This is a genomic window from Streptomyces sp. NPDC001135 (genome assembly GCF_053598395.1).
The window spans coordinates 46,675-60,053 of sequence record NZ_JBSFKD010000049.1 but is presented as its reverse complement, the minus strand read 5'-3'; the positions used below and the strand labels follow the sequence as shown (position 1 = coordinate 60,053).

Sequence of the window (13,379 nt, the reverse complement as noted above, 5' to 3'; positions counted from 1 at the left end):
AGGGCGTTGATGAACTTGCCCCTGGGCGCCCAGGGGTCCGAGGGCGGCGGGCCGGCCGGGGTGTCTGCGATGTGGGCGGGCGGCATGGAGCGGGGTCCGGGGTGGCACCCGGGCGCCGTGCGTGGCATGCGAGTGACAGGGCAGGCGCTGTGGCGTGAGACGAGGGCCGCGGCGCACGGTGCGGCACGGGCCTGGGCGGGGCCGTGCCGGGAGCGGGATCTGGCCGTCCAGGCGATGAAGGCGGCCCTGGCCGCGTGGCTGGCCTGGGCGGTGGCGGGCTGGTGGCTGCACGCGCCGGTAGCGTTCGTCGCGCCGTGGGTGGCGGTGGTCCTGGTGGAGTCGACCGTGTACCGGTCGATCGCGCACGGGCTGCAGCAGCTCGCGGCGATCGCGGCCGGCACGATCGTGGCCACCGCGGTCGCGCTGCCGCTGCACGACACGGTGGCCGCGATGGCCGTCGTCCTGCCCCTCGCGCTGCTGCTCGGTCACTGGCGGCGCCTGGGCAGCCAGGGCATCTACGCCGCCACCGGCGCCCTGTTCGTCCTGACCAACGGGTCCGTCACCGTCGCCACCTCCGCGGCCCGGCTCACCGAAGCCCTGTTCGGAGCCGTGGTCGGTATCGCGGTCAACGCACTGGTCCGGCCGCCGCTGTATCTGCGGGACAGCCGGGCCGTCCTGAAGGACGCGACCGAGGAGGCCCACGACATCCTGCGAGCCGTGGCGCACGGGCTGGCCGAGGGACGCTGGGACCCCGCGGAGGCCGCCGCCTGGCACGAACGGGCCCTGCGGCTGCAGCGGCTCGTGGAGCAGGCCCGCTCGGCGCTCGCGTGGACCCGGGAGAGCCTGCGCGGCAACCTGCGCCGCCGGCACACCCGTGCCGTGCCACCGCCCGGCAAGGGGTACGACGACGCGATCGTGGTGCTGGACTACGCGGCCGTGCACACGGCGGGCGTGACCCGCACGGTGCTGGAGGCGGCGACCGAGGACCGCGCGGCCCCCCGGCCGCACCCCGAACCCGCCCGCCGCTACGCCGAGTTCCTGCACCGCACCGCGTACGCCCTGCGGCTCTACAGCCACAGCCGGTTCGGCGACGAGGCGTGCGACGACGAACTGCGCGCGGCCGTCGCGGGGTTGCGCGAGACGCTGGACGAGCTGCGCCGGGACCTGGTCCGCACCACGACGGACGACCCGGACGAGGTCGCCACGTACGGCGCCCTGCTCGTCCAGGCACACCGGCTGGCCGATCAGCTGGCCGCCTCGGGCACATGACTCCCCATCAGCCGCGCCCGGCGTTCTCGTCGGCCCACGACGCCGAACCGGCGGAGCCGGAAGTGGTCGAACGCACCAAGATCGCTGCGGCATCTTTGTGCCGGACGAGCCCTCCGCCTGTGCCTGCGGCCTTGAAGACTTGCAGGACACGGCGGACCCCAGTGGTCGTCGTGCCCTGCTCGGGCCGGCCGAAGGACGCTTCTCGTGAACCAGCGCGTGATCTCACCCCGAAACCGCGGCTTCCTCTTCCTCGACTCACATCCAGGAGGCTGCCGCGAGCTGGTGAACACCATGTGGCGGGACATCCCGCCCCCCATGGCGGAGCCCACGGGCGACGGGCCGGTCGCCGTGGTCATCGGCTCGTCGGCCGGGTACGGGCTGGCCGCCACGCTCGCCGGGCTCAAGCGCTCAGGCATCCGCGGCATCGGTGTCTGCTTCGAGAAGGCGCCCAGTGCGCGGCGCACGGCCACCGCCGGCTGGTACCGCACCGCGGCCACCCGGGACCTTGCCCGGGCCGCGGGCCGGGACATGGTCTTCCTCAACGGTGACGCCTTCTCCGACGCGATGAAGGACCAGGTCGCCGACCTGCTCCGAGAGCGCTTCGAAGGGCGCGTGGACCATCTCGTCTACTCGGTCGCGGCCCCCCGGCGCACCGATCCCGACACCGGTGCCGCCTACGCCTCCGTACTCAAGCCCATCGGTACGGCCTGTCGGACCAAGACACTCGTCTTCGACGAGGACGGCCGTCCCGACGTCCGCGAAGTCGAGACAGAACCTGCCTCGGGGGACGACATCGAACAGACCGTGGCGGTGATGGGCGGCGCCGACTGGGAGCGCTGGATCGGCCACCTCGCCGCACGGGACCTGCTCGCCGACGGGTTCACGACCGCGGCCCTGTCCTACATCGGCTCACCCCTGACCGCGGCGATCTACCGCCAGGGCACCATCGGAGCGGCAAAGGCCCACCTGGAAGCCACCGCCCGCGCCCTCGACGAACGCCTCGGCGAGCTCGTCGGCGGGCGCGCCGTGACCTCGGTCAACGGCGCCGCCGTCACACAGTCCTCCACCGCCGTCCCGGGCATCGCCCTGTACACCGGACTGCTGCGCGGCGTCCTCGGCGACGGCCTCGTCCCGCCGACGGGTCAGCTTGCCGATCTGTGGGACCAGCTCACCGGCACCACCGAGCTGGTCCTCGACAGCGACGGCCGGGTGCGCCTCGACCGCTGGGAGCTCGCCGACGCTGTGCAGCAGGCGGTCGCCGAACGCTGGGAGAAGGCGACCACCGAGACCGTGGGCGACCTCGCCGATCTCGACTGGTTCCGTGGTGAGGTACAGCGCTTGTACGGCTTCGCCGTGCCCGGTGTCGACTACACCGTCCCGACGGAGACCGACACGCCGTGGCCCGACCGCGCCGCTATGTGAGGTCGGCGAGGAGGCCGTCGAGGGCCCGGGTGAGGGCCTCGGAGTTGGCGGGGGTGAACCAGGTGGTGCGGATGCGCTCGTTGTTGCCCTTCGGGGTCTCGTGGTTCGCCGCGAGCTGCTGCAGGGTGCGGGTCTCGTCGCTCAGGGCGCGACCGACCTCCTGGAAGAGGCTGCGGACGTAGCGGTCCGCGTCGCCGGCGGCGATGCCGTGGCCGACGGCCCACGACGTGAGCGTCGCGAGGTACCAGTAGTGGCTGGTCAGCGTCCCCGTCACGGCGGAGAGGACGTTGAAGTCGGCCTCGTCCGCGACCGGGAGGACCCCGCCCAGGCGCTCGAAGAGGGTGTCCGCCACCGGGTGGGACGGGTACACCACCGTGACGGAGCGGCGCTCGCGTATGGCGGGCAGGGGGATGGCCCGTACGAGCGGGGCGTCGGTGGCCAGCGTCCGGCGCAGGTCGTCGTTGCCGACACCGGACATCACATTGATCACGGTCTTGTCGTCGGCCACCGTCAAGCCGGCGAGTGCCGCGTGCCGGTCCTGACGGCGTACGGCGATGATCACGATCTCGGCGCGGTCCACCACCGCCTGGTTGTCGGGACACACCCGCACGCCGTCGTAGCGCTCGGACAGCTCGGCGGCCGTACGGGCTCCGCGAGGGGAGAGGAACACCTCGGGCACATCGTCGTCCCGGTCGTACAGGCCCTCCACGATGGCCCGGCCGATCTCGCCCACCCCGATGACGCCGATCCGCTTCACTGGGTCTTCCTCCCTGGTGCCGCTCGGCACGGCTCTCATCGGTCGGTCACGGCGGTCGTGGCATGCTGCTCCGCACCCGGATGCCGGTGTGGCGGCATGCACATGCCTCCATTGTGCACGCGGTGCGCGCAACGGCAAGTGCATGGTTTATGCTGAGTCCGGACGAGAGGAGCGAAATGGCAGGTCGCAGGCGCTGGTCGACCGAGGAGATCCTGGATGCGGCGGCGGAGCTGCTGCGCACGAGCGACGCCGATTCGTTCAGCGTGCGCAAGCTCGCGGCAGTACTGGGAACTGATTCCTCCAGCCTCTACCGGCACTTCCGCAACAAGACCGAGCTGCTGCGGGCGGTCGCCGACCGGATCCTCATGGCCGCCATGGACGGCTACCGCCCCGAGGGCGACTGGAAGCAGCGCATCACCGCCCTGGCCCTGCGCCTGAGAGAAGCCTTCGGCCGGCACCCCCAGGTCGCCGCGGTCTGGGGACGCTACGCGTCGGGCGGCGCCGGTTCCCGGCTCGTCATGGAGGAGGTCCTGCAGGCCCTGCGGGCATCGGGCCTGCCCGACGCCGAGATCCCCGCGCGCTACCACCGGATCGCGGTCCTCCTCGCCGCCTTGATCGCCTCCGAGGCCGGGGTCAGCACCCTCACCCCCGAAGAGTACGAACAGGGCATGGAACTGTTCCGCGTCGCGGTGCTGGGGGCCGACCCCGAACACTTCCCCGCCCTGACCCACTTCGCCCGCGACGTCCGGCCCCTCGGGGCAGACCGCCGCGCCGCCTTCGAAGACATTCTCGCCGCCCAACTCGCCCACATCGAGGCCGGGATACGCTGACGCGCCCGCTCGGCTTCCCGATGCTGCGTCACGACAGCGGTCACCGGTGACCGCTGTCGGTACTCAGCGGCGAGGGCGGCCGGGCCCGTGCTCATGGGATGCGCACGCACCGCATCGACCGCTTGGGGGACATGTTGAGAGAGTTGGCCCGTGTCGCGCCGGAGGTCCGGGACCGGCTCGTCGTTCGGTTCGGAGCCGACGTGCTCGCCTGGTGCGACGAGTTGCCCGTTCTCGTCAGCGAACTCGCTGCCCGCTGGAATCTGCGTCCTGTCGCGGCGGGCGGCGGAGGCACCTCCCGCGTGTTCCGCTGCTCGAGGCGTGACACCGGTGCCTCGGTGTGGCTGAAGCTCACGCCGGAGCCCGCGATCGCCCGCGAGGAGGCCGAAGCCCTGCGGGCCTGGGCCCACACGCCGTCGGTTGTCACTCTGCTGGCCGAGGACCTCGCCGCCGGGGCCCTCCTGCTGGAGGACGTGGAACCGGGGGTGCCGGTGCGGCAGCTCGCCCCGGATGTGCCCGCTGTCGCGGCTCTGCTGCGGGACCTGCGGGTCTCTCCTCCCCCGCCAGGGACGCACTCGGCACTGCGGCCCCTCTCGCACCGGATCGACTTCCTGTTCGACCTGACCGACCGCAGGCTGGCGGCGGCCCCCGTGAACGGCCTGATCCCCCCGTCGGTGCTCGGCCGGGCACGAGCGGCGGCCCTCGAACTGGCCGCCGGCGGCCCCGTGGGACTTGTGCACGGTGATCTCCATCCGGCGAACGTGCTGGCCGGCCCGGGAGGCCGCATGGTGGCGATCGATCCGAGGCCGACGTGGGGCGACCCGGACTTCGACGCCGTGGACTGGGTGCTCGAAGGGGCGACGGGTCCCGCCATGCTGGAGCGGAGGATCGAGAAGCTGGCGGCGATGGTTCCCGGCCAGTCTCCCGATCGTGTGCTGGGCTGGTGCCGGGCCCTGGCCGCCCCCATCGCGGTCCCCGGAGTCTGCGGGGGGCGGGACGACGCGGAAACCCGGTTCCTCATGGCCCTGGCCCGCGGCTGACCGGACCGGTCGTCCCGCACGGTGACCGGTGACCCGTACGGCTGGGCGACATGCGACCCGCCGGTTTCTCACGGACGACGCCCAGCCGCGCCGGGGGACTCGGCGGGGTCCGGTCCCCGTACGCCGAACAGGGCCGGGCCCACGGTGAGGGTGCCGTCGGTCAGGGGCCGGCAGCGCACTCCCCCGCCGCCGCGCAGCGCGCGCTGAGCGCCCGGGCCGAGGGTGGTGTCCATCCAGGCGCAGGGCCGGGCCGCGCTGTGCACCGCGAGTTCCACGGGGCCGGTGCCGCAGTCGAGGAAGACGGTGGCGCCGATGAAGGCGTCGATGTCGACACCGCGCAGCAGGACGTTGCGCCGGGTGCGCAGCAGGTCCGCCGCGTCCGGGCCCGGTCGCGGGAGCCGCTCGACGGCCATGAGGGTGATAGAGGCGTCGCGGTGGGCGGGCCGGTTGAAGTACCGGTCGCCGACGAGACCCAGTCCGGCGCGCACCTGGGCCGTCGTCACCAGTTCGCCGGACGGCAGCTCGGGCATCCCGTCCCCCGGCCGGCCGGCGAGCCGGTGCACCGGGGAGACCAGCAGCTGAAGGATTTCGACGTGGGGCACGCCACGAGCCTACGGCCGCCGACGGCACGAGCCCGCGCTCAGCCGGCGCTCCGCATCGCCTGGCCCGGCCCCCCGTTTGCCCTGAGCGGCAGCCGTCCGCTCGCCCCGGCCGCCAGCAGCCCCGCCACCATGGCGACCAGGCTCGGACCTGGCCCGGAGGCCCAGTCGACGTGGGAGGCCCGGACGGCCAGGACGACCGTCAGGGCGAGGGCCGTTCCGGGCAGGGACAGCAGGGCGGGGCGCGTGCGGTCCAGGTCGTCCCCGGCGAGCGAGCCGAGGACTCCCACACCGAGGGGCCGGTGACGTGCTGACCGTGGACGGCGGACGGCACCTCGTCTGAACGGCAGGGGACGACAGGGGCGTTGAGCCCACCGCGGCCGGCCGGGGCGCCCCGTGTTCGTCATCCACGCCGGCGCTCCCGCCGGCGGCTGAGTACCCGTACTCATGCGTCCGCCCCGTCGGCCGGGCAGCGTGAGGGCCATGAACCTTCCTGTCGCCCCGCCGGCGTTCGACGCCACCAACGGTCCCCGCCGGCGCGGCCGCGCCGACACCGGTGCCGACATCGGAGCCGGGTGCGGCCTGGTGTTGCTGGAACTGACGGCGCTGGCGTGCGACTTCGGGCTCTGGTTCCTGTCCGGGTTCCATCTGGACGCGGCCAAGACCGTCAAGGCGGACCCGTTGTGGGGCTATCTGACCGCCGCGGCGGGAGTCGGCGCCTTCGCCCTGGTGGCGGCGCTGGTCGCGGCCCGGGCCCGGGCGTTCGTGACCGTCGTCGGCCAGCTCGTCATGGCCGTCCTGATCACCGTCGTGGTGTCGGCGGGGGCCGCGGCTCAGGCCCATGACGACGCCAACGCATCGGCCGACCACGGCATGCGCGCCTGCCACGCCGGACCCGCCGCGCCACGCTGCCACTGAAGCGGGGGGAAAAGGAGTTGTCCGGGCGGTCGCACTGCCGCCACGATCGGCGCATGACCTCGCTGACTGTCTTCCTGCCGCCGACCGCCGCCGACCACTCGGTGTGTGACCGGCAGCAGCAGCCCGCTCGATCGCGGAGGCCGGCACCCGTCCGCGCATGACGGCGGCGTTGGTCGCGGGGCTCCTCGCGGGGTACGGCATCGCCGTGCCCGTGGGGGCCGTCGGGACCTATCTGGTGGCGTTGACCGCGCGGACCTCGTGGAAGACCGGCGCGTGCGCCGCGCTCGGGGTGGCGGCCGCCGACGGTCTCTACGCGCTGATCGCCGTACTCGGAGGCTCCGCGCTGGCCCACGCCCTCGAACCGATCACACACCCGCTGCGCTGGATCGCCGGCTCGGTGCTCCTCGTCCTGGCCGTACGTGGCGCGTCACAGGCGATCGCCCATGACCGCGAGCCACGGACGGCCGCGCGGGGCGTCGAGGCCCCTCCCCGCCCCGCGCGGGCCTTCGTCGGGCTGTGGGGCGTCACGATGATGAACCCCGTCACCGTGCTCTACTTCGCCGCTCTGGTGCTCGGCAGCCAGACCTCGGCGGAGCCGGGTCGCCTGGAGCGGGCCGTGTTCGTGGTGGCCGCCTTCGCGGCGTCGGCCAGTTGGCAGCTGCTCCTGGCCGGCAGCGGTGCCCTGCTCGGCCGGCTCCTGACCGGCAGGCGCGGGCGCCTGTGCACGGCCCTGGCGGCCAGTGCGGTGATGAGCGCGCTCGCCGTTCGCATGCTGGTCGCACACGCCTCCTAGCCGGGCAACCGCTGTAGGAACGCCGACAGTTCGGCGTCGAAGCGTGCGGGGTCCTCCAGGCTGGGGTAGTGCGCGGTGCCCGGTACGGTGACGGTCCGGGCGCCGGGCACGAGACGGGTCAGCCGGGTGGCCATGGCGAGGTGATCGGGGGCGTCCAGGGCGCCGTTGATCGCGCACACGGGGACCGCGATGTCCGCGACGCGCTCCCAGGTGGCGGTGACGGGCACCCGATGGTCGGGCTCTTCGGGCGTGTGCTTGGCCAGTGTGCCGAGCGTCATCTCCCGTACGCGGCGGACGACTTCGGGGGACACGTCGGCCAGGTCGCGGTGCGGGCCGGCGGTGAAGCGCTGGAAGGCGTCGACCCAGCCGGCCACGTCGCCGGCGACCAGGGCCCGCTGCTGGGCGGCGAACACGTCCAGGGCCCAGGGATCCTCGAAGACGGGCTCGCTCGTGCCGACGCCGCTGACGACGACGGCACGGACCAGTTCCGGGTGCTCCAGCGCGCAGTCGACCGCGGTGGCCCCGCCCATGGAGACGCCGACGAGCACGGCGGGGGCGGCGTCGAGGCCCCGCAGCAGCGCGGCGAGGTCGTCGACGGGCCGGAAGGGGACGGTCGCGTTGGCCGAGCCGCCATGGCCGCGGGCGTCGGGAGCGATGACCCGATGGCGGGGGGCGAAGGCACGGATCTGCTCCTCCCACATGCGGTGGTCGAGGAAGCCGCCGTGCAGGAACACCAGGGGCGATCCGGAGCCTGCCTCGCGGTAGGCGAGGGAGCCGTCCGCGGTCGGCAGTGAACGGGTGGGCAGGGAGGCGTAGTCGACAGTCATGACAACCAAGGTGTCATCTTGCGCCCATATTGGCAACCGGGGTGTCATCCTGGTGCCATGAAGGACGACCGCACCGCAGCCACCACCGAGCCCTCCCCGGACGAACTGGCCGAACGCCTCACCGCGGTGTTCGACCTGGTCGGTCCGCTCTACCGGCGGGTGCACCGCAAGGTGGAACAGACAGCACCGCTCGAGGGGCTGTCGGTCGGTGTGCGCGCCGTACTGGATCTGCTGCGCACCCAGGGGCCCCTGACGGTGCCGCAGATGGGGCGGGCCCAGGCGCTGAGCCGGCAGTTCGTCCAGCGCATGGTGAACGACGCGGCGCGGCGCGGCCTGGTGGAGAGTGTCGCGAACCCCGCCCACCGTCGGTCCCCGCTCATCCGGCTCACCGACCCGGGCCGGGCCGCGATCGGCGCGGTACGGGCCCGTGAGCACGCGCTGCTGCGCCGCGTGGGCGGAGATCTGACCCCGGCGGACGTGGACGCGTGTCTGCGTGTGCTCGGCGCGATGCACGCGCTGTTCGAGGACGTGGACGTGGACTGAGCCACGGCCGCCGGCACGCAGCGGGGTGCCGGGTCAGCCGTTCGCGAGGGCCTGCAGTCGGTCCAGGGTGCCGTTGAAGCGGTCGTGGTCCCCGACGGTCTTGCCGGACGAGGTGTACTGCCACATCGTGTGGTACGGCCAGCCCGCCGGCAGTGTCCCGGCGGTCGAGGCGTAGCGGGCGATCCACAACGGGTTGGTCTTGCCGAAGCCCGCGTAGTTGCCGGTGCACTCGGTCCACCAGCTGGTCGCCGTGTAGATGACCGCGTCCCGGCCGGTGCGGGACTTGTAACGGTTCACGAAGTCACGGATCCAGCTGACCATGGCGCTCTTGGACTTGCCGTAGCAGGAGCCGCCGTACGGGTTCCACTCGATGTCGAGCACGCCGGGCAGGGTCTTGCCGTCCTTGGACCAGCCGCCGCCGTGCGCCAGGAAGTAGTCGGCCTGGGCGGCGCCCCCGGCCGTGTCCGGGGTCGCGAAGTGATACGCCCCGCGGACCATGCCCGCCTTGTAGGAGCCGGTGTACTGCTGGCTGAAGGAGGGGTTGGTGTAGGACGTCCCCTCCGTGGCCTTCGTGTACGCCCACTTGGTGCCGTCGCCCCACAGCGTCGACCAGGCGACGTTCCCCTGGTAGCTGGAGACGTCGACGCCCTCGATCTGGTTCGCGCCGGCGGGGGCGGGTGTGGCGTCGGGGTCGCTGGCGCGCCCGTCGTGGGCGAGGACACCGATGCCCATGTACGCGCTGCCGCGCGGAGGGACGTCCGGGGCCGACGCGGACTGGGCCGCGGGGCCGGGCAGGGAGAGCAGGAGGCCGGTCAGGACGCCCGTGACGACAAGGCGTGAGCGGCCGCGGGAGAGGGACATGGCGCTTCGCACGAACACCATCTGACCCGTGGTCGGGCCCTCGCGCACGTCGGGCACGGCCCAACGAAGGCATTGCGGGCCCCGTTTGGTCCGTTCGGGTGGTCCCAGGGACGTCTCGCGGTGGTCTCCCGGGGGGTGCGGGCCGGTCGCGGAGGTCGCCCGGGGCGCTCCCGCGACCGGCCCCGGCGGATCAGCCGTCGATGCGGTGCTGGGTCCAGAAGGAGGTGAGGTCGGTGCTCGTGGCGGCCTGGGCGGCGGCCTTGAACTCGGCCGTGGTCGACACGCCGTACCAGTGGGCGGTCGCGTAGTCCTTCATCAGCTTGGTCATGGCGGTGTCACCGAGGACGCGGCGCAGGTCGTGCAGGGCGCACTTGCCGTAGCCGTAGACGACGGTGGAGTAGCGGGAGGAGTGCGCGTCCCAGTAGGCCATGGAATTGGTGATCTTCTCGGCGCTGGAGGCCCAGGAGACGCCGTTCCAGCAGCTGGTACCGGTCTTGCCGAGGGCGAGGTCGGTGGCGTAGTCGGTGAACGCCTCGTCCAGCCAGGGGCTGTTGTACTCGTCGTCGCCGACGATGCCGTACCACCACTGGTGGCCTATCTCGTGGGTGAGGGCGGTGGTGCTGACCAGGTCCAGGACGAAGCCGGGGTACTCCATTCCGCCGAACCAGTAGTTGTTGTCGATGACGGCGTCCAGCTCGCCGTAGGGGTAGGCGCCGAAGCGGGCCGCGTGGGCGTCGACGGCGGTCTTCGCGGTGCTGAGCATGGACTGGGCGCTGGAGGAGCTGATGCCCGAGACGGAGTAGACGTTGACCGCGACGCCGGCCGGCGAGGTGCCGGAGATCTTGCTGAAGGGCCCGGCGGCCCAGGCGAAGTCACGGACCTTGGACGCGGTCGCCGTGGTGACGGTACGGCCGCTGGTGCCCGGGGTGTCGGTGGAGGTGCCGGTGGCCGGGACCAGCAGGCCGCTGGGGTGGTCGAGGGTCACCTTGAAGTCGGCGGCGAGGGAGTAGAACGACTCGCCGTTGTTCGTGTACGGGTCCAGGTGCCAGCCGCCGCTGTCGCGGACCGCGAGGACGGGCAGGGCGTTGCCGATGAAGCTGTAGGCGCCGTCGTGGCCGAAGCGGTCGGCGCCGCTGGGCACGGTGATGCCGAGGTCGAAGCCGATGGTGGCGCTCTGTCCCTGGGCCAGCGGGGCCGGCAGGTCGATCTTGAGCGCGGTGCAGTCCACGGAGAGCGCGCCCGCGCTGCCACCGGTGACGCCCGTGACCCGGATCGGCATGGCGTCGCAGGTGCCGTGGTAGTTGTCCCACAGCCTCAGGTAGACCTCGTTCAGCGCGGTGGCCGAGGCGTTCGTGAAGGTCGCGCTCTCATGCCCGGTCCATACGGTGCCGCTCGTGTCGCTGCTGAGACTGACGGTGTACGAGGGCGCGGCCGGGGTGCGGGTGGAGTCGCCCGGCGGCGGTGTGGTGCCGCCGGACGTGTCGAGGGCGATGTCGTCGAGCACGAAGCTCGTCTGGAGGCTGGAGTCCTCGGTCCCGGTCAAGGAGAGAGTGACGGTCTGACCGGCGTACGCCGACACGTCGATCGACTTGCGGACGTACCCGGTGTTCTCGTCGAGGTTCGAGTAGGTGGCCAGCGGGGTGCTGCCGATCTTGGCCGTGAGCCTGTCGTACGCGATGGACGAGGTCGTCTCGTCGGTGTCGATGTGCAGCCAGAAGGTGAGGGTGGCCGCGTCGCACCCGGCCGGGATCGTGACGCTCTGGCTGAGCGTGTCGGTGTGGGTGCCGCCGGTTCCGTCCAGCCAGGCGTAGGAGCTGCCGCCGTGGGCGGTCTCACCCGAGCGGCTGGTGATGACGGTGGAGGAGGACGTCGACCAGGGCGATGTCCCGCTCTCGAAGCCGCCGTTGGCGACGACCTGCGCCGGAGTGCAGGCGGCGGGTGCCGCGGCCGGGCGGGCCGCGGCGGGTGTGCCGGGGAGCATGAGGGCGGCGACCGCGGCGACGGTGAGGGCACCGGCGCCGAGGGCCTTGTGGGGAGTCGGTCTCACACGCTACTCCTTTGCGGCGGCCGGGATTCCCGGCCTGCTCGATGGCCGCCGGGCCGGCTGGGGTGAGCCGGGGCGGCCACGGACGGGGCTTGCGCGATCGCTGCACCGAGCGGTGCGCCGCGCCCTCACAGGCGTCAGGGCGCGGACTGCCGGACCTTCGAGAGAGTGCCAGATTTGACGGGACCATGCCAGAAGGTGCGGCGCATTGGGTGAGCGTGCCGGGTCGGGTGCCGGTCAGGAGGCGCGCAGCGTCATGAAGACGGCCGCCAGCGGGGGGCCCTGCGGGTCCTGCCAGCCGCGCGCCACGTGGCCGATCGCTCCCTCGGGTCGGAGGGGCGGGGTGCCGGGGACGGGGTTCAGGACGCGGTGCAGACGCAGGACCGTGCCGTGCGGGGTGCGCAGGCGGGTGCCGTCCTGGTCGTCGACCGGCTCGGGGTCGAAGCCGTCCGGGCTGAAAGGGGCGCCGGTGTAGGAGCGGACGACCTCGGAGTCGAGGGCGCCGTCCGTGCTCTGGGCGTGCGCCTGCGCCGTGCCCTCGATCAGCGACAGCGACTGGGCCACCAGCACCGGGTCGTGGCAGCCGTCGTAGACCCAGCGCTTGCCCAGCACGCCGTGCTCCATCGTGCCGACGAGAGCGTGCTCCGCCGCTTCCAGCGGTGCGCCGCGATAGGTCAACACGGCGAGATAGGCGGTCGGTTCGGGGGTGGAGGTGTCCGTGGCCACCATGAACTCGATGCCGACCTCACCCTCGGGATCCTCCAGCCGGAAACCGCCGGACTTCGTCAGCACGGGGGCGTCCGGGCCGCCGCGGTACCAGGGGCGGGCGGGCAGCCAGTCGGTGAGCAGCTCCAGCTTCGTGGGCTTGAGCGTGGTGTGGTGGATGATGGCCATCCCGGCGCTCCCTCGGTCGTGCACAGGTCGACCCCCGTAGCCTGGCTCACCGTTCGCGCAGCTCATCCGCCCGCCCCGACGGGCGCCGGGGCCAACACGGCACGCCAATCGGGTGGTTCGCCCGGCAAGGGGCCGCACGTCGCCGCACCGCGCTGGTGCGCGGCGCGTACGGCGAGCGGGTCGAAGGCCTCGACCGTCCGGGCCGGGCGGGTGCGACCCCGTCACACGAGGACGCGTTCTCCTCGAACGGCCCGTCGCCACCGAGGTGGCCGAGGGGGCAGGCGCTGCCGGCCGCGAACGGTTTGTCGTGGTCGGGCAGAACGAGGGCCGGGATGTTCGCGCGTGCCGGGGTCCACAGCGTCGGCAGCCGGGACGCCGTCGCCCATCAGCAGGGCTCCGGGATCGATGCGTGGTGCGGTGGCACCGGCAGGGGGCGGTGCGGTCTGGAGGCCGGGTGCGGGGGCCGGCGCGGGGGCCGCCCATGCGGTGAGGTCCCCTGGACTGAGGCCGATCAGTGAGCACACCCGCGCGGCGGGTGCGCGCCGGGGGGGGGGCGGCCCCGGGCCCCCCCGGGGCGATTAGGGG

The 13,379-nt window shown here is 73.0% G+C and carries 14 protein-coding genes; 7 read left to right on the top strand and 7 right to left on the bottom strand.

The features are described 5' to 3' along the window. The first annotated feature begins 126 nt into the window (after nucleotides 1-126). Together ACWC94_RS38830 and fabV are read left to right on the top strand one after the other, a co-directional pair. On the top strand, nucleotides 127-1,269 hold the full coding sequence (locus ACWC94_RS38830; protein WP_450802050.1) for an FUSC family protein: 1,143 nt from the start codon (nucleotides 127-129) through the stop codon (nucleotides 1,267-1,269). Between the two features lie 204 nt (nucleotides 1,270-1,473). Then, nucleotides 1,474-2,691, top strand: a complete 1,218-nt coding sequence (fabV, locus tag ACWC94_RS38825) for an enoyl-[acyl-carrier-protein] reductase FabV (protein WP_450802041.1) — start codon at nucleotides 1,474-1,476, stop codon at nucleotides 2,689-2,691. Here fabV and ACWC94_RS38820 read toward each other — a convergent pair. Next, nucleotides 2,684-3,448 (bottom strand): NAD(P)-binding domain-containing protein, encoded by a 765-nt coding sequence (locus tag ACWC94_RS38820; protein WP_450802039.1) that lies wholly within the window; start codon nucleotides 3,446-3,448, stop codon nucleotides 2,684-2,686. The genes fabV and ACWC94_RS38820 overlap by 8 nt on opposite strands. A gap of 176 nt (nucleotides 3,449-3,624) precedes the next feature. Here ACWC94_RS38820 and ACWC94_RS38815 point away from each other — a divergent pair, with 176 nt between their 5' ends. Together ACWC94_RS38815 and ACWC94_RS38810 are read left to right on the top strand one after the other, a co-directional pair. Beyond that, nucleotides 3,625-4,278 carry a TetR/AcrR family transcriptional regulator gene (locus ACWC94_RS38815; protein WP_450802037.1) on the top strand — a complete coding sequence of 218 codons (654 nt, stop codon included), beginning with the start codon at nucleotides 3,625-3,627 and terminating at the stop codon, nucleotides 4,276-4,278. A gap of 143 nt (nucleotides 4,279-4,421) precedes the next feature. After that, on the top strand, nucleotides 4,422-5,315 hold the full coding sequence (locus ACWC94_RS38810) for an aminoglycoside phosphotransferase family protein (protein WP_450802035.1): 894 nt from the start codon (nucleotides 4,422-4,424) through the stop codon (nucleotides 5,313-5,315). 68 nt (nucleotides 5,316-5,383) lie between these two features. Here ACWC94_RS38810 and ACWC94_RS38805 read toward each other — a convergent pair whose 3' ends face one another. Next, on the bottom strand, nucleotides 5,384-5,917 hold the full coding sequence (locus tag ACWC94_RS38805) for a molybdenum cofactor biosysynthesis protein (protein ID WP_450802034.1): 534 nt from the start codon (nucleotides 5,915-5,917) through the stop codon (nucleotides 5,384-5,386). A gap of 38 nt (nucleotides 5,918-5,955) precedes the next feature. After that, entirely contained in the window at nucleotides 5,956-6,204 is a 249-nt protein-coding gene (locus ACWC94_RS38800) for a hypothetical protein (RefSeq protein ID WP_450802032.1), read from the bottom strand. Between the two features lie 193 nt (nucleotides 6,205-6,397). On the opposite strand from ACWC94_RS38800, the gene ACWC94_RS38795 reads away from it, so the two are divergent. Beyond that, entirely contained in the window at nucleotides 6,398-6,832 is a 435-nt protein-coding gene (locus ACWC94_RS38795; protein ID WP_450802031.1) for a DUF6234 family protein, read from the top strand. 157 nt (nucleotides 6,833-6,989) lie between these two features. Then, nucleotides 6,990-7,625, top strand: a complete 636-nt coding sequence (locus tag ACWC94_RS38790; RefSeq protein WP_450802029.1) for a LysE family transporter — start codon at nucleotides 6,990-6,992, stop codon at nucleotides 7,623-7,625. On the opposite strand, the gene ACWC94_RS38785 is transcribed toward ACWC94_RS38790, so the two are convergent. Beyond that, nucleotides 7,622-8,452: an alpha/beta fold hydrolase gene (locus ACWC94_RS38785; RefSeq protein ID WP_450802028.1), complete on the bottom strand. Its 831-nt coding sequence runs from the start codon at nucleotides 8,450-8,452 to the stop codon at nucleotides 7,622-7,624. The genes ACWC94_RS38790 and ACWC94_RS38785 overlap by 4 nt on opposite strands. 57 nt (nucleotides 8,453-8,509) lie before the next feature. Between ACWC94_RS38785 and ACWC94_RS38780 the strand changes: the two genes are divergently transcribed. Beyond that, a complete protein-coding gene (locus ACWC94_RS38780; protein WP_450802026.1) occupies nucleotides 8,510-8,995 on the top strand; it encodes a MarR family winged helix-turn-helix transcriptional regulator in 486 nt (161 codons plus the stop codon). A gap of 33 nt (nucleotides 8,996-9,028) precedes the next feature. Here the strand turns inward: ACWC94_RS38780 and ACWC94_RS38775 are convergent, their stop codons facing one another. The 3 genes from ACWC94_RS38775 to ACWC94_RS38765 form a co-directional block, all read right to left on the bottom strand. Further along, nucleotides 9,029-9,856: a lysozyme gene (locus ACWC94_RS38775; protein WP_450802048.1), complete on the bottom strand. Its 828-nt coding sequence runs from the start codon at nucleotides 9,854-9,856 to the stop codon at nucleotides 9,029-9,031. Between the two features lie 190 nt (nucleotides 9,857-10,046). Further along, a complete protein-coding gene (locus ACWC94_RS38770; protein WP_450802025.1) occupies nucleotides 10,047-11,903 on the bottom strand; it encodes a M1 family aminopeptidase in 1,857 nt (618 codons plus the stop codon). Between the two features lie 234 nt (nucleotides 11,904-12,137). Further along, entirely contained in the window at nucleotides 12,138-12,794 is a 657-nt protein-coding gene (locus ACWC94_RS38765) for a maltokinase N-terminal cap-like domain-containing protein (RefSeq protein ID WP_450802023.1), read from the bottom strand. Nucleotides 12,795-13,379: the final 585 nt, after the last annotated feature.

Coding starts and splice junctions, on each gene's coding strand:
- ACWC94_RS38830 (WP_450802050.1), top strand. CDS start 127: ATGCGAGTGACAGGGCAGGCGCTGTGGCGTGAGACGAGGGCCGCGGCG.
- ACWC94_RS38815 (WP_450802037.1), top strand. CDS start 3,625: ATGGCAGGTCGCAGGCGCTGGTCGACCGAGGAGATCCTGGATGCGGCG.
- ACWC94_RS38795 (WP_450802031.1), top strand. CDS start 6,398: ATGAACCTTCCTGTCGCCCCGCCGGCGTTCGACGCCACCAACGGTCCC.
- ACWC94_RS38790 (WP_450802029.1), top strand. CDS start 6,990: ATGACGGCGGCGTTGGTCGCGGGGCTCCTCGCGGGGTACGGCATCGCC.
- ACWC94_RS38785 (WP_450802028.1), bottom strand. CDS start 8,452: ATGACTGTCGACTACGCCTCCCTGCCCACCCGTTCACTGCCGACCGCG.
- ACWC94_RS38780 (WP_450802026.1), top strand. CDS start 8,510: ATGAAGGACGACCGCACCGCAGCCACCACCGAGCCCTCCCCGGACGAA.
- ACWC94_RS38775 (WP_450802048.1), bottom strand. CDS start 9,856: ATGTCCCTCTCCCGCGGCCGCTCACGCCTTGTCGTCACGGGCGTCCTG.
- ACWC94_RS38765 (WP_450802023.1), bottom strand. CDS start 12,794: ATGGCCATCATCCACCACACCACGCTCAAGCCCACGAAGCTGGAGCTG.